This is a genomic window from Candidatus Methylomirabilota bacterium (assembly GCA_036001065.1).
Classification (GTDB): Bacteria; Methylomirabilota; Methylomirabilia; order Rokubacteriales; family CSP1-6; genus MNEF01.
On sequence record DASYUQ010000105.1, the window covers coordinates 1 to 17,137 of the forward strand.

Below are 17,137 nucleotides of genomic sequence, written 5' to 3' on the forward strand. Positions count from 1 at the left end.
TGTGCGGAAACGCGGCGTCGGTAGCGGCCGTGGCCAGCGAGGGTACGTGCGCACCCACGTCCTCCTATAGAGGCGCTGGCTGCGGTCGAACCATCTCCTGAACACCGCCCATGTTCGCGGCCATGTGCCGCTTTCACCTGCGAGCTTATTTCGGATCGGGGCTAAATCTGTCTACGAACGACGTACACGGCGCCTCCCTTGGCGCGAATAGTTGGAACGGCACTAGCCTCCCCGCTTGCGGGGGCCGCCCGGGCCCGGTATCGTCGAGCCCCGTGACCCCCTGCCGGCGCCACGGCCTGCGTACCACTCTCGCCGGCGTCGCCGTCGTCCTCGGCGGCTGCGCGTGGGATACGCCCCAGAGCAGCCTGGTCGCGCGCTCGGACGTCGCGCGGGCGATCCTCGACATCTATGGCCTGATCGCGTGGGTGACGATCGGCATCGCGCTCGTCGTCTCCTCCGTTCTGGCCTGGGTGCTTCTACGGTACCGCGAGCGGGCGGGAGCGCCGCTGCCCCGCCAGACGCGCGGCCACTCGCTGCTGGAGATCGGATGGACGATCGCGCCGGCCCTGGTCCTGCTGGTCATCGCCATCCCCACCATCCAGGTCATCTTCCGCACGCAGGGCGCGGCGCCGCGCGGCGCGCTGGAGGTCGTCGTGCGCGGCTGGCAGTGGTGGTGGGAGTTCCGCTACCCGTCGCTCGGTCTGGTGACGGCGAACGAGCTCCACCTGCCGGCGGGCCGCCCGGTCGTGCTGCGGCTGGAGGGGCCCGATGTCATTCACTCCTTCTGGGTGCCCCAGCTGGGCGGCAAGCGCGACGTCGTTCCTGGCCGGATCAATCAGATCGCCCTCACCCCCGACGCGCCCGGCGAATACCTGGGCCAGTGCGCGGAGTTCTGCGGCGCCTCCCACGCCAACATGCGCGTCCGCGTCTTCGTGGACACGCCGGCCGCCTTCGAGCGCTGGGTCGCCGCCCAGAAGGCGCCGCCGGCCGAGCCGGCGGGCGCCGCCGCCGACGGCAAGGCGGTCTTCACACGCAACGCGTGCGTCGGCTGCCACACGATCCGCGGGGTGTCGGCGGGAACGCTGGGTCCGGACCTCACGCACTTCGGCAGCCGTCAGACGCTGGCCGCCGGCCTGCTCCCCGCCACCGTCGAGAACGTCACTGCGTGGCTCCGCAACCCGGCCGCGCTCAAGCCCGGCGTGAAGATGCCCAACCTCGGGCTCGGCGAGCCCGACGCCCGCACCCTGGCCGCGTACCTCGTGAGTCTCAAGTGATGGCGATCCGCCAGCTCGCCTTCCAGCAGGTGCAGGCGCCGGCGGCGACCGGCGTTTGGAGCTGGGTCACGACCGTCGACCACAAGCGGATCGGGATCCTCTACGGCGCGACGGCCTTCGGCTTTTTCCTGCTGGGGGGGATCGAGGCCCTGGTGATCCGGCTGCAGCTGGCACGGCCCGGCGGCACCATCGTCAGCGCGGAGACCTTCAACGCGCTCTTCACGATGCACGGCACCACGATGATCTTCCTGGCGGTCATGCCGCTCAACGCCGCCCTGTTCAATTACATGATCCCGCTGATGATCGGCGCGCGGGACGTGGCGTTCCCCCGCCTCAACGCGCTGTCGTACTGGATTTTCCTGGCCGGCGGGTTGCTGTTGAACGCGAGCTGGCTCAGGGGGACGCCGCCGGACGCCGGCTGGTTCGGCTACGCCAACCTCACCTCCCGACAGTTCTCGCCTGGCCCGAATGTCGACTTCTGGATGCTGAGTCTCCAAGTATTGGGCGCCTCCTCGATGATCGCCGCGGTGAACTTCATCGTGACGATCCTCAATCTGCGCGCGCCGGGCATGAGCCTGATGCGCATGCCCCTCTTCGTCTGGATGACGCTGGTGGTCCAGTTCCTCATCGTGTTGGCCTTCCCGCCGGTCACGGTGGGGCTGATCTTCCTGACGTTCGACCGCTTCTTCGGCACCCACTTCTACGACGTGGGCGCCGGCGGCGACCTCCACCTGTGGCAGCACCTCTTCTGGATCTTCGGCCACCCCGAGGTCTACATCCTGATCCTCCCCGCGTTCGGCATCGTCTCCGAGGTGCTCCCCACCTTCGCCCGCAAGCCCCTGTTCGGGGCGCCCATCATGATCTACTCCGGCGCCCTCATCGGCTTCTTCGGGTTCGGCGTCTGGAGTCACCACATGTTCGCCGCCGGCATGGGCCCGGTCGCCGACGCTGCGTTCTCGATCGCTACCATGATCATCGCGATCCCCACCGGCGTGAAGATCTTCAACTGGCTGGCCACGCTCTGGGGCGGGACGATCCGGGCCACTACGGCCCTGCACTTCGCCGTCGGCCTCATCGGCCTGTTCACCATCGGCGGGCTCTCGGGCATCATGCACGCCTCCCCCCCGGTCGACCTCCAGCAGACCGACTCGTACTTCGTGGTCGCCCACCTGCACTACGTTCTGATCGGCGGCAGCCTCTTCGGTCTCTTCGCCGGCGCCTACTACTGGTGGCCCAAGATCACCGGCCGGCTGCTCGACGAGCGGCTGGGCCGCTGGCAGTTCTGGCTGCTCTTCGTGGCCTTCAACGTCGCCTTCTTCCCCCAGCACTATCTGGGCGCCATCGGCATGCCGCGCCGGATCTATACGTATCCCGACGGACCCTGGAGCTTCTGGAACCTCGTTTCGACCCTCGGCGCCTTCGGCATCGCCGCCGCCATCCTCCTCTTCATCGTGATCGCTCTCCGGAGCCTGCGCGGCGGCGCGCCGGCACCGGCGGACCCCTGGGACGGCCGCACGCTCGAATGGCGGACCTCCTCGCCGCCGCCCCCGCACAACTTCGACGCCATCCCGCCCATCTACGGGCGCGACACCTACTGGCGCGAGAAGCACGGCCCGCGTCGGGCGCCGCTGGCGCCGCCGACCGAAGAGCACGCCATCCACCTGCCGGCCCCCTCGCACTGGCCGGTCGTGACCGCGCTGGGCGTCGGGGTCGCCGCCGCCGGCGCCCTCATCCACGTCGCCGTCGTCGTCCTGGGCGGCCTGCTGACGCTCTACGGCGCCTGGCACTTCGCGCTCGAGCACCACCGCAACCCGGCCCACGCGCACCAGGCGGGCGGGCTCGGCGTCGATCACCGCAAGCTCGCGATGTGGACCTTCATCGGATCCGAGTGCCTGTTCTTCGGCACGCTCATCGCCACCTACATGGCCTACAAGGGCCGCAGCGTGACGGGCCCGCACCCCCACGAGGTCCTCAATATCCCGCTCACGACCGTCAGCACGTTCGATCTGCTGATGTCGAGCCTCCTGATGGTGTTGGCGCTGGCGGCCGTGCAACGGGGCGATCGCTTCCAGTCGCGCCTCTGGCTCGGCGGCACGGTCTTCTTCGGCCTGATCTTCCTCGGCTTCCAGGCCTACGAGTTCATCCATTTCGTCCGGGAAGGCCTCACGCTGCAGCAGAACCTCTTCGGTTCGACCTTCTTCGTCCTCACCGGGTTCCACGGCGGCCACGTGAGCCTGGGGGTCCTCTGGCTGCTGACGCTGCTGATCCTCGACCTCCGCGGCCGGCTCGGCGCCGAGGACGCGATCAAGGTCGAGGTGGCGGGACTCTACTGGCACTTCGTCGACATCGTCTGGATCGTGATCTTCACCCTCCTCTATCTGGTGCCGTGATGGCCGAGCGCGGACACGCAACGGTCGGGACCTACCTGAGGGTGGCGGTCCTCCTGGCGGTCATCACCGCCCTGGAAGTCGGCCTGATCTACATCCGCCAGCTGACGCCCATCCTGGTACCGCTGCTGGTGGTCATGTCGGCGGCCAAGTTCTCGCTGGTGGTCCTGTTCTTCATGCACCTGCGCTATGACGCCCGCGTGCTGAGCACGCTCTTCGTGGGGCCCCTCATCATCGCCACCGGGCTGGCGGTGGCGCTCATGACCCTCACCGGCGCCTTCCTGGTCTTCGGGCGATGATCCATCTGGAAACGGTACTGGGCGGCGCGTTGGTGGCCGGGGCCTGGACCGGCGCCTGGGTGGTGCGCGGCCAGCGGCCGGGCGCCGGGCGCACCGCCGCCTTGGTGGCCGCCCTCCTCGCGTTCGGCGTCGCGCTGAACGGGCCGTTGCACGACCTGGCCGAGCAGTCGAGCTTCAGCGCCCACATGGCCCAGCACCTTCTGCTCACCCTAGTGGTCCCGCCCTGCCTGGTGGCCGCCGCGCCGGCCTGGATGGTGGACGGGCTGCTGGCCCCGCTGCGACGGACGCCATGGCTGAGCGCCGTGGCGCGCGTGTCCACCCGGGCGATTCCCGCGCTGGCGCTCTATGCCGCGGCGCTCGTCGCCTGGCACCTGCCCGGGCCGTTCGGCGCGGCGCTCGAGTCGCACGCCTGGCACATCGTGGAGCACGTGGCGCTGACGGGCACGGCCCTGCTGGCCTGGTGGCCCGTGCTGAGCCCCTCGCGACTCTTCCCCGCGCTGCCCTATGGCGCCCAACTCCTCTACCTCTTCGCCTTCGGCATGCCGATGACGGTCGTGGCCGCGATGATCACGGGCGCCGAGGAGGTGCTGTACCCGTTCTACGCCGAAGCCGCGCGGGCGACGGGGATGGATCCCCTCGCCGACCAGCGGCTGGGGGGCATCCTGATGTGGGTGCCGGCGGGCGTGGTCCCGCTGGTGGCCTTCACCATCGTCTTCTTTCGCTGGGCGGCCGCTGAAGCCGATGACGTGGCCGAGGGAATGGACTGTCCAAAGTAAGACCCGCGCTACACTCCCGCCGCGTTCAACCCCTGGCGGTGAACACCCGCGCATGCGTGGCACTCGCCTTGCACTCTGGCTAGACGGCTCGCCTCCCAGGGAGGCCGACAGCCAGGAGGGTCCGGTGGCCGTCAAGGTCGAGTTCAAGCCCGTCGGTCGGAATCGGCGGGAGTGGATGTGGAAGGCGCGGGACGAGAGCAACACCATCACGATCTCGGGCCAGCGCTTCGACTCGCTCCTGGACGCCATGCGCGACGCGCGGGAGCAGATCGACGAGCTCGCGGGCGACGACGGGCCCGATGACGGTCCCTTCGCAGCCGCCTGAGCCCCCGCTGACCCCGTCCCCAGAGTCGTTTTTTCAATCGGCACGCCTTTTTTGCATCCACCCGACCCTGCTATGATGAGCTGACTGCATGAACATCTGCGTAGCGGGCACCGGCTATGTCGGTCTCGTGACGGGGGCGGTCTTCGCCGACCTGGGCAATGAAGTGATCTGCGTCGATAACCAGCCGGACAAGATCGCCGGGCTGGACGCCGGGAAGATGCCGATTTACGAGCCCGGCCTGGAGGAGATGGTCGCCCGCAACGTGGCGGACGGCCGGCTGTCCTTCACCACCGAGCTTACCGCCGCCATCAAGCGCTCCCAGATCGTCTTCATCACCGTGGGGACGCCCCCGAAGGCCGACGGCCAGACCGATCTGAGCGCGGTGGAGGCGGTGGCGAAGGAGATCGGGCAGGCGATGGAGAAGCACACGGTCATCGTGAACAAGTCGACGGTGCCGGTCGGCACCGGCGACTTCGTCCGGGACATCATCGAGCGCAACCAGGCCCAGCCGGTCCCCTTCGACGTGGTCTCCAACCCGGAGTTCCTCCGCGAGGGGTCGGCCATCGAGGACACGCTCCGGCCCGATCGCATCGTCATCGGCGCGCCCAACCAGCAGGTGGCCATGACGCTCCTGGAGCTGTACGCGCCGCTGGAGCGTCCGATGATCATCACCGACGTGCCTTCCGCGGAGATGATCAAGTACGCCTCGAACGCGTTCCTGGCGGCCAAGATCTCGTTCGTCAACGCCATCGCCAACATGTGCGAGCTGGCCGGGGCCGACGTCACCCAGGTGTCGAAGGGCGTGGGCCTCGACGCGCGCATCGGGCCCGCGTTCCTGCAGGCGGGGCTCGGCTTCGGCGGCAGCTGCTTCCCCAAGGACACCGAATCGCTGGTCCACACGGCGGCGGCGCTCGGCTACGACTTCCGCCTGCTGCGGGCCGCCACGGAGGTCAACCGCGAGCGGCCGCAGCACTTCGTCGAGAAGATCAGGAAGGTGCTGGCGCCGCTGGACGACAAGATCATCGCGGTGCTCGGCCTGGCCTTCAAGCCCAACACCGACGACATGCGCGAGGCCAAGTCCATCGAGGTCATCGCGCGCCTGCTCGAGCTCGGCGCCCGGGTCCGCGCCTACGACCCCGTCGCGATCCCCAACGCCCGCCGGGTCCTGTCCCCGGCGGTCGTGTACTGCGACTCTCCGTACGCGGCGGCCGCCGGCGCCGACGGGCTGGTACTCGCGACCGAGTGGAACGAGTTCAAGTTCCTGAACCTGGAACGGATCCGGGCCCTCATGCGGCGACCGCTCGTGTTCGACGGGCGCAACCTCTGGGAGCCCGAGCGGATGCGGCGCGTCGGCTTCGAGTACTACTCGATCGGCCGCAAGCCGGTCCTGCCCGCGTAAGCCCCGCTCATGCGGGTGTTGGTCACCGGTGGAGCTGGCTTCATCGGCTCCCACCTCTGCGAGTTCCTCCTCCGGCGGGGCGCCCGGGTGATCTGCATCGACAACTTCATCACGGGCTCGCCCGAGAACGTCGCGCACCTCGAGGCCAGCCCGGACTTCACGTTCGTGCGTCACGACGTCACCGAATACATAGCGGTGGAGGGGCCGCTGGACTGGGTCCTGCACTTCGCCAGCCCCGCCTCGCCCCGCGACTACCTGGAGCTGCCGATCCAGACGCTGAAGGTCGGCGCCCTGGGGACCCACCGGACCCTCGGCGTGGCCAAGGCCAAGCGCGCCGGCTTTCTGCTCGCGTCGACCTCGGAGATCTACGGGGATCCCCTCGTCCACCCCCAGCGCGAGGACTACTGGGGCCACGTGAACCCCGTGGGCCCCCGCGGCGTGTACGACGAGGCCAAGCGCTTCGCCGAGGCGCTCACGATGGCCTATCACCGGGCCCACGGCGTCGACACGCGGATCGTCCGCATCTTTAACACGCACGGGCCCCGCATCCGCGTGAACGACGGCCGCGCGATCCCCGCCTTCGTCACCCAGGCGCTCACCGGCCGGCCCCTGACCGTCTTCGGCGACGGCTCCCAGACGCGCTCGTTCCAGTACATCGACGACCTCACCGACGGCATCTGGCGCCTGATGCACGCGCCGGTCACCGATCCGGTCAACATCGGGAACCCCCAGGAGATGACGCTGCTGGAGCTGGCCCAGCGCATCCTCCGGCTGACCGGCTCGCAGAGCGAGATCGTCTTCCGTCCGCTGCCCGAGGACGACCCCAAGGTCCGCCAGCCCGACATCACGCGGGCGCGGAGGCTGCTCGGCTGGGAGCCCCGGGTCGACACCAATGAGGGGTTGCGGCTCACCATCGAGTGGTTCCGGGGAAAGGTCCGGCGGTGAGGATCCTCGTCACCGGCGGAGCTGGCTTCGTCGGCTCCCACATCGCCGATCGGCTGATCCGCGACGGGCACGCCGTCGCCGTCGTCGACAATGTGAGCGCGGGGACGCGCGAGAACGTGAACCGGGCGGCGACGCTCCACGTCTGTGACATCCGCAGCGCGCGGCTCGACGCCGTCTTTGCCGCCGCCCGCCCGGAGGCGGTCCTCCACGTGGCCGCCCAGGCAGCCGTCTCCCGCTCCGTCGTGGACCCGCTCTTCGACGCCAGCGTCAACGTGCTGGGCACCATCGCGCTCCTCGAAGCGAGCCGGCGCACCGGTGTCCGCCGCGTCGTCTACACCTCGACCGGCGGGGCGGCCTACGGCGACACCGACGTGCTGCCCACGCCCGAAGACCATCCGGCCCGGGCCACATCGCCCTACGGGGTGTCGAAGGTGGCCGCCGAACGCTACCTCGAGTGCTGGGCGGGGCTGACCGGCGGCCGGACGCTGGCGCTCCGGCTGGCCAACGTGTACGGCCCGCGTCAGAATCCGCTGGGCGAGGCCGGGGTGATCGCGATCTTCGCCCACCGCCTGCTGGGGGGCGAGCCCTGCGTCGTGAACGGCGACGGCGAGCAGACGCGCGACTACGTCTACGTGGAGGACGTCGCCGACGCCGTGGCGCGCGCAGTCGCACGCGCCGACGCGACCGGCGTCGTGAACATCGGCACCGGCGTCGAGACGTCGGTGAACGAGCTGTACCGTCGGCTCGCCAAGGCGGCGCCGGTCGAGCGCCCCGCCGTGCACGGGCCCGCGCGGCCCGGCGAGCAGCGGCGGAGCGCGCTGGACGCCACGCGCGCGAAGGCCCTGCTGGGCTGGACGCCCAGCACCTCGCTCGACGAGGGCCTCGCCAGGACGCTGGCCTATTTCCGAGGACTGAAGCGAACCGGTTGACCCCCGAGTCGGTTCGAGCGCCGGCTTCGCCGGCGCAACTCCTGGGGGAGGCCTCGGAGGGGGCCGTCGAGGCCCCCTCCGACGAGAATAGGGAGGTGGAGGCGTGATCGACGAAGAGCTGAAGGCCATTCTGGTGTGTCCAGCCTGTAAGGGCGATCTCCGGTTCGAGGAGACGCGCATCATCTGCCCGGCCTGCCGGAAGGCATACCCCATCCGCGATGGCATCCCCGTGATGCTCATCGACGAGGCTCAACCCTGGTCGCCGAACAGCTAGGCGCCGGGGCGACCGGCTCCGGCCCTCCGGCGCAGGCGGTCATCCTGGCCGGCGGCCAGGGCACGCGGCTCCGACCGCTGACGCTGGCCCGGGCCAAGCCGGTCGTGCCGCTCTTGAACCGGCCGTTCCTCGCCTACCAGCTCGCGCTGCTCAAGGCGCACGGCATCACCGACGTCCTCCTGTCGTGCTCGTACCGGGTCGAGGACATCCGCGCGGCGCTGGCCGGCGAGACGTTCGGCGTGAGCCTCCGCTACGTCGTGGAGAAGGAGCCGCTGGGCACCGGCGGCGGCGTCCGCAATGCGGCCGACCTCGCGCGGGGGACGGTGTTCGTCCTCAACGGCGACATCCTGACCGACGTCGATCTCTCGGCGATGCGGCGGTTTCACGAGGCGCAGGGGGCCCGGGTCACGATCCTCCTCACGCGCGTGGACGACCCGCGGCTGTACGGCGTCGTGGAGACGACGGCGGACGGCCGCATCCGCCGGTTCCGCGAAAAGCCGACGGCGGACGAGGCGATCACGACCGACACCGTGAACGCCGGCGTGTACCTCATCGAGGCCGAGCTGCTGCGCCGGATGCCGGCCGACCACCCCGTGTCGATCGAGCGTGAGTTCTTCCCGGCGCTGATCGCCGAGGGCCTGCCCTGCTTCGGCTGGCGCCCGCCCGCCTACTGGCGCGACATCGGCAGCCCCGGCGCCTACCGCGCCGCCCAGATGGACCTGCTCGACGGGGGCGTGCAGACGCCGCTCCCTCCGCCGGGCACGTCCCGGGCGGGGGCCTGGGTCGCCGAGGGCGGCGCGGTGGCGGCCGACGCGCGCATCGAGGCCCCGAGCGTGGTGGGGCGCGACGTGGCGATCCACGCCCGCGCGCGCGTGGGGCCGCGGGCCGTCATCGGGGCCGGCTCGACGATCGGGCCCGGAGCGCGCGTCGAGGAGGCCGTTCTGTGGGAGCGCGTCCAGGTCGGCGCCGGGGCGGTGGTGCGCGAGTGCGTGGTCGGTGCGGAGGCGCGCATCGGCGCCCACGCCCAGGTTGGCGCGGGGGTCGTGCTCGAGACCGGCGCCGTCATCGCCGACCACACCAGACTGCCGCGCTGAGCCCGGCGCCTGTGGCCGCCCGGCCCGCGCTGGCGTGCTAGACTGAGACGTCATGACCCTCGCGCGAACCCGCAATTTTTCCATCGTCGCCCACATCGACCACGGCAAATCGACGCTCGCTGATCGGCTGTTGGCGCTCACCGGGACGATGGATGCGAAGAAGGCGGTGGACCAGGTGCTCGACTCGATGGACCTCGAGCGCGAGCGCGGCATCACCATCAAGGCCCACACGGTCCGGCTGATCTATCGCGCGCGCGACGGCGGGGATTACACGCTGAATCTGATCGACACGCCGGGGCACGTCGACTTCTCGTACGAGGTGTCGCGCGCGCTGGCCGCCTGCGAGGGGGCGCTCCTGATCATCGACGCCGCCCAGGGCATCGAGGCCCAGACGCTGGCCAACTACTACCTCGCGCTCGACGCCAACCTGACCATCGTCCCCGTCATCAACAAGATCGACCTGCCGGCCGCCGACGTCGAGGGCACGCGCAATCAGATCACCGAGCTCCTCGATCTCGACGGCGACGAGGCGCTGGTGATCTCGGCGAAGTACGGCACCGGCGTGCCGGAGGTCCTCGAGGCCATCGTGGCCCGCATCCCCCCGCCGCAGGGCGATCCGGAGGCGCCGCTCAAGGCGCTGGTCTTCGACTCCTTCTACGACTCTTACCAGGGCGTCGTCATCTACGTCCGGCTGACGGATGGCCGCGTGCGGCCCGGCTTGCGTATTCGGTTGATGTCCAACGGCCGCACCTACGACGTGCAGCAGGTCGGCGTCTTCACGCCCGAGATGCACCCGGTGGACGAGCTCAGTGCCGGCCAGGTCGGCTACCTCACCGCCTCGATCAAGCGCGTGGCCGACGCCAAGGTCGGGGAGACCATCACCGAAGCCGCCCGCCCGACCGCCGAGGCGTTCCCCGGCTACCGTGACGCCAAGCCCATGGTCTTCGCCGGGCTCTACTCGATCGAGGACACTGATTATGAAGCGCTGCGCGACGCGCTCGAAAAGCTTCGCCTGAACGATCCGGCGTTCTCCTTCGAGCCTGAGACATCTCTCGCCCTCGGCTACGGGTTCCGCTGCGGGTTCCTCGGCCTGCTCCACATGGAGATCGTCCAGGAGCGGCTGGAGCGAGAGTTCTCGCTCGACCTCATCGCGTCCGCGCCCTCGGTCGAATACCACGTCGTCCTGACGAACGGCCGCGGCCGGGTCGTCATCGACAACCCGGCGCTCCTGCCCAACCCCGCGGACATCGAGGAGATCGAGGAGCCGTGGGTGAAGCTCAGCGTCGTGACGCCGAGCCAGTACATCGGCCCGCTGATGAAGCTCTCGACGAACCGCCGCGGGACATTCCAGAACATGGAGTACCTCGACCCGACGCGGGTCGTCCTCCACTTCGAGATGCCCCTCGCCGAGCTCATCGTCGACTACTTCGACCAGCTCAAGAGCCGCAGCCAGGGCTACGCGTCGATGGACTACGAGGAGCTGGGCTACCGGACCGCGAACCTCGCGAAGGTCGACATCCTCGTCAACGGCGAGCCCGTCGACGCCCTGTCGCTGATCATCCACCGCGACAAGGCCCAGTCGGCAGGCCGCGTCCTGGCGGAGCGCCTCAAGCAGCTCATCCCCCGCCAGATGTTCGAGATCCCGATCCAGGCGGCGATCGGCTCGAACGTCATCGCCCGCGAAACCGTACGGGCGATGCGCAAGAACGTCCTCGCCAAGTGCTACGGTGGCGATATCACGCGGAAGCGGAAGCTGCTCGAGAAGCAGAAGGAAGGCAAGCAGCGGATGAAGCGGGTCGGGTCGGTCGAGATCCCGCAGGAAGCCTTCCTCGCGATGCTCCGCATGGACGAAGGCTGATGGAAGACTGGCTGCCGACTCTCCAGCGTCTGATCGCGGCCGGCCTCGCCCTCCTGCTCGTGATGCTGCGCCTCGAAGCCGAACGCTTCAGCGCCGCCGAGTACGACGAGGCGACCAACGGCCATCCGCCCTCCTTCAGGCGGCGGATGGCGTGGTACGCGCTCGGCTTCGCGCTGATCGGGGGGATCTTCTTCGTCCATCCGGCGCCGCGAGGCGAGCTCTTCCTCGGGGCGGGCGACCGAGGCCTGACGATCATCTACGGCCTGCTCTACGCGGTGATCGGGACGGGCGCGGCGCTCGGCGTCGCCTACTACCGGTACGGGCGGATCCGGTTTCCTGACGTCTGGTCGTACCCGGGAGCGCTCCTCAACTCGATCGCGACCGCGCTCGTCGACGAGGTCGCGTTCCGCGGCGCGATCTTCGGCATCCTGCTGATGACGAACGTCAACCCGAGTGCGGCGAACGCGATCCAGGCGATCCTCTACGCGCTCACGACGCGGCTCGGGGCGCCCGGGCGGAACCGCTACATGCTCGCGATGGTGCTGCTCATCGGGCTCGCCGGCGGTTGGGTGACCGCGGTCACCGGCGGGATCGCGGCGGCCTTCCTCGGCCACGCGGTGACGCGCTTCGCGGTCTTCCTCTGCACGGGGCACGCCGGCCAGTTCCTGCCGCGTGGTCGCGAGGAGGAGGAGATCGACAAGCGGCACCGGCCGCCCGACGGCTGGCGGGTCATCGGGTCTCGGGAAGTGCCCCGGGATCGGTGACGGCCGGGTCCACGACATCAGCCGTGCCGGGGGCGGGCACTCCGGTCGCGGCTTCGCCGGTCGCGCTCTATCTCCACATCCCGTTCTGCGTCTCGATCTGCCCCTACTGCGACTTCGTCGTCCTCGCCGGCGCGGCCGCCCGCGGGCCGCGGAACCGGGTCGACGCCTTCCTCGCCGGCCTCGAGGCGGAGCTCTGCCTGCGGGCGGATGCCCTCGACGCGAGGTTCGGCGAGCCGGGTTCGTCCCTGCGACCGCCGCTCGATTCCGCCTACATCGGCGGCGGGACCCCGTCGTTGCTACCGGCCGAAGCGATCGCTCGACTCGTCGAGCTCGTCGACCGCCGGTTCGGCCTGGCGGCGGACGCCGAGGTCACCCTCGAGGCAAACCCCGGTCCGGACGAGCGGGGCGACCCCGCGGCGCTGCGCCGGGCCGGAATCGGACGTCTGTCGTTCGGGGCACAGAGCCTCGATCCCGGCGAGCTGAAGCGGCTCGGCCGCCGGCACGCGCCGGAGGACGTGGCTGACGCGGTCGCCGCCGCGGGCGAGGCCGGGATCGGATCGATCAACCTCGACCTCCTCTACGACCTTCCGGACAGTTCTCTCGCCACGTGGATGGACACGCTCGAGGGTGCCCTCGTCATCGGGCCCGACCACCTCTCGCTCTACGCCCTCACGCTCGACGACCCCGATGCGGAGGGACTCACCGGAGTCGACGGCGACCACCTCCCGACGAGCGCCGGCGCCCGACGCTGGCGCGACACAGCCCGACGCGCCCAGGACGAGGATCGGGCGGCGGCCGAGTACCACCACGCGGTCCATCGCCTTGCCGGCGAGGGCTGGCGCGGCTACGAGATCTCGAACTGGTCGCGGCCGGGTCACGAGAGCCGCCACAACCAGGCCTACTGGGACCGGCGGCCCTACGAGGCGGTCGGCCCTGGCGCCCACGCCTTCGATGGCGCCGTCCGGCGCTGGAACGCTGCCCGTCTCGACGCCTACCTGGCTGCGCTGACGCCCGCTCACGGGTCGCTGCCACGCCTCCCGCCGGGCGGCGAGGAGGAGATCGACGCCGTCACCGCAACCGCCGAACGGATCGTCCTGGGACTCCGGACGGATCGCGGCGTCGCCATCGAAGTGGCCGGCGAGCCACCCCTCGCCGACGTCTTCGACTGGGCGCTCGCCGCGGAGCTCCTCGACGTCACCGACGACGAACGCGTCGTCCTGACGACGCGCGGGCGGCTGCTCTCGAACGAACTGTTCGCCCGCCTGGTCTGAATCCCGAGAAGACGGGCCGGCGTCAGCGGAGGAGTACGGCCGCGACCTCCTGGGCGAAGGTGCACAGGCTGGGCGACGAGATCACGCCGCCCTCGGTCGGCACGTAGTCGGGGATCGTCGAAGCTGTCGCCGGACCGACGCTGACGTAGACGACCCGATTGCCCTGACGGACGAGCACCCCGGCCATCCCGGCCGGGCTGATGCCGGTGCAGAACGCCTCGTCGCCGAGCCCCGAGACTTCCCCGGCGAAGTAGCCCTCGTTCTCGAGAGTCACCCCGCTGCCCTGAGGTTCAGACGTCGGTGCGGCGTCCTGGCGCTCCTTGGCAAAGACGGCGGCCGCGTCGCCGCCCTCGTACCGGACGAGCCGCGCGATGTACGCCTTCGTGCCCTCGGTGACCCAGCAGTCGGGGGCATCGGGGAGCACCCGGGTGTCGATCACCAGTCCGATCGAGGCCTGGTAGATACCCGTCAGGGGCAGCGCGTCCGCCTCCCCGCCGAAGAGCGTCCGGGCGTCAGCGTCCGAGAGGAATGCGCACGTGTCGCCGGTGCCGCCGGCGCTGTCACCCGCTGGTCCGCCGAGCAGACCGTTCACGAAGGTGCCGGCAACGATGACGAAGACGATGGCGAGGACCGTCAGGAGGACGACCAGGATGATCCCGATCTTCACGCAGCCGGGGATGCCGCCGGGCTTGAGCTGGGGCGGCGGGGCGCTCGTGTTCCACATCCCAGCGCCGCCCGCGCCCGCCGACGGAGCGAGGGGTGGAGGAGCCTGACCCGCGGGAGGAGGCGGGGGAGGCGTCGGAGCCGCGGGAGGCGTCGCCGAGGGCGGCGTCGCTGGAGGCGGACCCGCGGGAGGAGGCGCGGGAGGCGTCGGTGCCTGGCCCCACATCGGCCCCGCGGGCGCGGCTGGCTGCGATGCTGGCGGGGGTGCTGCCGGACTTGCCGCGCCGGGACCCCACAGCGGCGCGCTGGGGTCGATCGGCTGGCTGGGTGCGGCCGCCGAGGGAGGAGTCCACGCTGGGGTTGGCGCAGGCGGCGGCGTGGCGGGCTGCGACGGGGGCGGGGCCTCGGGCTGGCTTCCTGGTGACTGCGCTCCTGGGCCCCAGAGCGGTCCATTCGGGTTCGGACCGCCGCCCGATCCGCCCTGACCTCCCGACGACTCGCTCATGCTTGCCCCTCGCTCGCGACGCCCCTAGCCCTCGCCGGCGATCCTACCCGCCGGGAAGGCGTTGCAGCAAGGCGAGCACCGCTCAGCGGGCCGCGTTACATTGACACTCGCACCCGGCGACTGCTAGGATTCATTAGCACTCCGGCACTGAGAGTGCTAACCACCGAACACCCCAACGAGGTTGGAAGCCCGTGGCGCGACGAGTCCGCACCACCGGTTCGCTGGATCCCCGATCGGAGTCGATCCTGCGAGCCGTCATCGAGGAATATGTCGAGACCGCGACGCCGGTCGCATCCGCCGCGCTCGTCGAGCGGTATCGCCTCGGCGTGTCGAGTGCCACCGTCCGCAACATCCTGGCGGATCTCGAAGCGGCCGGCCTCTTGACGCACCCTCATACCTCGGCGGGGCGGATCCCGACCGATGCCGGCTATCGCTTCTTCGTCGAGTCGATCTCGGACGCGGCGGTGCTGCCGCCGGTCGAGCAGCTGATGATCCGCCACCAGTTCGGCCAGGTCCAGCACGCGAGTGAGCAGTGGTTCCGCCTCGCGGCGACGATCCTTGCCGGGGCGAATCGGACGGCCGCGATCGCGACGCCGGCGAAGCCACGGGCGGCCCACGTCCGGCGCATCGACCTGGTCACGATCTCGGAGCGGCTCGCCAGCCTGATCATCGTCTTCCGCGAGGGCGCCCTTCGCCAGGTCCTCGTCAACCTCCCGACCGCGGCCGAGCAGGAGGATCTCACCCGCGCGGCCGTCATCCTCGACGGGTTGATGGCCGGCAGGACGGCCGCGGACGCGGAGCGGGCTCTCGCCCGGATCGACGCGGCCGGCCCGATCGGCACGCTCGTCAAGCACGTCGGCGAACGCGTCCTGACCGCCGTTCGGGACTACGATTCGACGCTCATCGAGGAGGTCTTCAGCGACGGCCTCCTCAACGTCATGGCGGCGCCCGAGTTCGATCGCAGCGACAAGCTCCGCCGGGTCTTCGCCGCGCTGGAGAATCGCGCCTACCTGAGCGATCTCTTCGACTCGATCGCCGGCAGCGGTGAGGTCCAGGCGTTCATCGGCACGGAGAACGGTCCGGCAGAGATGCGCGACGTCTCGCTCGTTCTCGCCTCGTACGGCGAGGCCGGCCGGGCGGTCGGCGTGGTCGGCGTCCTCGGGCCCACCCGGATGGCCTACGCCCAGGCGATCGGAACCGTCCGGTTCGTGTCGAGCCTCATGAACGAGCTCGTCGCCAACATCCACTCATGACAGTCATCGCGGATCGACCTCTCGGAGGAATCGAATGAGCCAACGGACCAGAGCCCAGGAGCGAGCGGACGAGATCGATATCTCGCCGACGAAGCTGCTCGCCGACATCGAACAGCTCAAGGGGGAGCTCGCCGAGGCGAGCGCGAAGGCAGACGAATATCTCGCCGGCCTGCAGCGCGAGCGCGCCGAGTTCGCCAACTACCGGCGGCGGACCTCGGAAGAGCGCGAGGCGATGCTCGGACTCGCCGGGGAGGACCTCATCCGCAAGGTCCTGGCCCTGGCCGATGACTTCGATCTCGCGATCGACTCACGACCCGCGGCGATCGCCAACGACCCGTGGGTCGAAGGCGTGGCCGCGATCGATCGCAAGCTCCGGGCTCTGCTCGAGAGCGAAGGCGTCCGCCAGATCGACGCCTCTCCCGGTCGACCGTTCGATCCGCGCGAGCACGAAGCGATCGCCAACGTGCCGGGCAGCGGCCGCCGCGAGGGCGAGATCGTCGAGGAGGTCCGGCGCGGCTATCGACTCCGCGATCGTGTCGTCCGGCCGGCCCTCGTGGCCGTTGCGGCGGACGGCGGCGACGGCGCCGACCGGGGCGACGGCGGCGGGCCGCAGGACCCGCCCGACGCACCACGCACCAACTGATTTCACCCCAAACACGAACCAACACGAGCAGGAGAGACACAACAGATGGCCAAGATCATCGGCATTGACCTCGGGACCACGAACAGCGTCGTCGCCGTCATGGAGGGTGGCGAACCAACCGTCATCGCCTCGGCGGAGGGCGGGCGGACCGTTCCGTCCGTCGTTGCCTTCACGAAGACCGGCGAGCGCCTCGTCGGCCAGCTGGCAAAGCGCCAGGCTGTCACGAACCCGGCCAACACGATCTACTCGATCAAGCGCTTTATGGGCCGTCGCTGGGACGACTCGGAGACGAAGCGGGCCAAGGAGCTCGTCTCGTACACGGTCGACAAGGACCCGAAGAGCGACGGCGTCATCGTCAAGGTCGGCGACAAGACCTACACGCCGCCCGAGATCAGCGCGATGATCCTCCAGAAGCTCAAGGCGGACGCCGAGGCATATCTCGGCGACAAGGTCACCGAGGCCGTCATCACCGTCCCCG

The 17,137-nt window shown here is 70.1% G+C and carries 17 protein-coding genes; 16 read left to right on the top strand and 1 reads right to left on the bottom strand.

What is annotated here, in order from left to right; translation table 11 throughout:
• Window positions 1-272: 272 nt before the first annotated feature.
• The 13 genes from coxB to VGV13_09745 all read left to right on the top strand — a co-directional run bounded on the left by coxB (window position 273) and on the right by VGV13_09745 (window position 13,595).
• Window positions 273-1,274, top strand: coding sequence for a cytochrome c oxidase subunit II (gene coxB, locus VGV13_09685; GenBank protein ID HEV8641353.1), 1,002 nt, complete (start codon window positions 273-275; stop codon window positions 1,272-1,274).
• Window positions 1,274-3,664, top strand: a complete 2,391-nt coding sequence (gene ctaD / locus VGV13_09690; GenBank protein HEV8641354.1) for a cytochrome c oxidase subunit I — start codon at window positions 1,274-1,276, stop codon at window positions 3,662-3,664. The genes coxB and ctaD overlap by 1 nt, the downstream gene beginning before the upstream one ends.
• The gene (locus tag VGV13_09695) at window positions 3,664-3,960 is read left to right on the top strand and encodes a cytochrome C oxidase subunit IV family protein (protein ID HEV8641355.1); all 297 of its coding nucleotides are present in this window, start codon (window positions 3,664-3,666) and stop codon (window positions 3,958-3,960) included. The genes ctaD and VGV13_09695 overlap by 1 nt, the downstream gene beginning before the upstream one ends.
• Window positions 3,957-4,736 carry a cytochrome c oxidase assembly protein gene (locus tag VGV13_09700; protein HEV8641356.1) on the top strand — a complete coding sequence of 260 codons (780 nt, stop codon included), beginning with the start codon at window positions 3,957-3,959 and terminating at the stop codon, window positions 4,734-4,736. Before VGV13_09695 ends, VGV13_09700 begins: the two co-directional genes overlap by 4 nt.
• 124 nt (window positions 4,737-4,860) lie before the next feature.
• Window positions 4,861-5,061 carry a hypothetical protein gene (locus VGV13_09705; GenBank protein HEV8641357.1) on the top strand — a complete coding sequence of 67 codons (201 nt, stop codon included), beginning with the start codon at window positions 4,861-4,863 and terminating at the stop codon, window positions 5,059-5,061.
• Window positions 5,062-5,149: 88 nt separating this feature from the next.
• Window positions 5,150-6,460 (top strand): UDP-glucose/GDP-mannose dehydrogenase family protein, encoded by a 1,311-nt coding sequence (locus tag VGV13_09710; protein ID HEV8641358.1) that lies wholly within the window; start codon window positions 5,150-5,152, stop codon window positions 6,458-6,460.
• A 9-nt stretch (window positions 6,461-6,469) separates the two neighbouring features.
• On the top strand, window positions 6,470-7,405 hold the full coding sequence (locus VGV13_09715) for a UDP-glucuronic acid decarboxylase family protein (protein ID HEV8641359.1): 936 nt from the start codon (window positions 6,470-6,472) through the stop codon (window positions 7,403-7,405).
• Window positions 7,402-8,334, top strand: a complete 933-nt coding sequence (locus VGV13_09720) for an NAD-dependent epimerase/dehydratase family protein (GenBank protein ID HEV8641360.1) — start codon at window positions 7,402-7,404, stop codon at window positions 8,332-8,334. The genes VGV13_09715 and VGV13_09720 overlap by 4 nt, the downstream gene beginning before the upstream one ends.
• Window positions 8,335-8,437: 103 nt before the next feature.
• Window positions 8,438-8,608, top strand: a complete 171-nt coding sequence (locus tag VGV13_09725) for a Trm112 family protein (GenBank protein HEV8641361.1) — start codon at window positions 8,438-8,440, stop codon at window positions 8,606-8,608.
• Between the two features lie 44 nt (window positions 8,609-8,652).
• Complete coding sequence (locus VGV13_09730; protein ID HEV8641362.1) at window positions 8,653-9,702, top strand: NDP-sugar synthase; 1,050 nt, start codon at window positions 8,653-8,655, stop codon at window positions 9,700-9,702.
• 52 nt (window positions 9,703-9,754) lie between these two features.
• Window positions 9,755-11,560, top strand: a complete 1,806-nt coding sequence (lepA, locus tag VGV13_09735) for a translation elongation factor 4 (GenBank protein ID HEV8641363.1) — start codon at window positions 9,755-9,757, stop codon at window positions 11,558-11,560.
• A complete protein-coding gene (locus VGV13_09740; GenBank protein HEV8641364.1) occupies window positions 11,560-12,324 on the top strand; it encodes a CPBP family intramembrane glutamic endopeptidase in 765 nt (254 codons plus the stop codon). The genes lepA and VGV13_09740 overlap by 1 nt, the downstream gene beginning before the upstream one ends.
• 23 nt (window positions 12,325-12,347) lie before the next feature.
• A complete protein-coding gene (locus tag VGV13_09745) occupies window positions 12,348-13,595 on the top strand; it encodes a coproporphyrinogen-III oxidase family protein (protein HEV8641365.1) in 1,248 nt (415 codons plus the stop codon).
• 22 nt (window positions 13,596-13,617) lie between these two features.
• Here VGV13_09745 and VGV13_09750 read toward each other — a convergent pair whose 3' ends face one another.
• Complete coding sequence (locus tag VGV13_09750) at window positions 13,618-14,319, bottom strand: hypothetical protein (protein ID HEV8641366.1); 702 nt, start codon at window positions 14,317-14,319, stop codon at window positions 13,618-13,620.
• Window positions 14,320-14,954: 635 nt separating this feature from the next.
• On the opposite strand from VGV13_09750, the gene hrcA reads away from it, so the two are divergent.
• From hrcA to VGV13_09765, 3 genes are all read left to right on the top strand, one after another.
• Window positions 14,955-16,016: a heat-inducible transcriptional repressor HrcA gene (hrcA, locus tag VGV13_09755; protein HEV8641367.1), complete on the top strand. Its 1,062-nt coding sequence runs from the start codon at window positions 14,955-14,957 to the stop codon at window positions 16,014-16,016.
• 34 nt (window positions 16,017-16,050) lie between these two features.
• Window positions 16,051-16,659: a nucleotide exchange factor GrpE gene (locus VGV13_09760; GenBank protein ID HEV8641368.1), complete on the top strand. Its 609-nt coding sequence runs from the start codon at window positions 16,051-16,053 to the stop codon at window positions 16,657-16,659.
• A 45-nt stretch (window positions 16,660-16,704) separates the two neighbouring features.
• The coding region (locus VGV13_09765; GenBank protein ID HEV8641369.1) for an Hsp70 family protein at window positions 16,705-17,137 on the top strand (433 nt) is incomplete at its 3' end.